This window comes from Faecalibacterium sp. DFI.5.82 (genome assembly GCF_029076575.1).
Taxonomy (GTDB): domain Bacteria; phylum Bacillota; class Clostridia; order Oscillospirales; family Ruminococcaceae; genus Faecalibacterium; species Faecalibacterium duncaniae.
This window is the reverse complement of record NZ_JARFIS010000156.1, coordinates 1-360: the sequence shown is the minus strand read 5'-3', so window position 1 is coordinate 360 and position 360 is coordinate 1. Positions and strand designations below refer to the sequence as shown.

Below are 360 nucleotides of genomic sequence, written 5' to 3'. Positions count from 1 at the left end.
TGATGCCGCCCGCCACAGCGTAAACGGCACCCACCAGACCGACACCTGCATAAACTATGTTGTTCACAAAGCGGGTGGCGGGGTTGGTCATGCTGGAGAAGAAGATGGCCTTCAGTCTCACGCTCTGCAGGCGGCCATTCACCTCGTCAAAGGCGGCAAGGCTCTCGGCCTCATGGCCAAAGGCCTGCTCGACCTTCTGGCCCTCGATCATCTCGTTGACCAGGGCGGTCTGCTCACCGCGCACGGTGCTCTGGCCCTGGAAATACTTGTAGCTGCGCTTGGCATGGAAGCTTGCCACCACCAGGCTCAGCGGGGTGATGCAGACCACCACCAGCGTGATGGGCACATTCTCACTGAGCA

The 360-nt window shown here is 60.6% G+C and carries 1 protein-coding gene; it reads right to left on the bottom strand.

Annotation, left to right across the window (positions count from 1 at the left end):
* Nucleotides 1–360, bottom strand: a 360-nt coding sequence (locus tag P0G09_RS16030; RefSeq protein ID WP_275253155.1) for an ABC transporter transmembrane domain-containing protein, incomplete at both ends; no start/stop codon positions are given.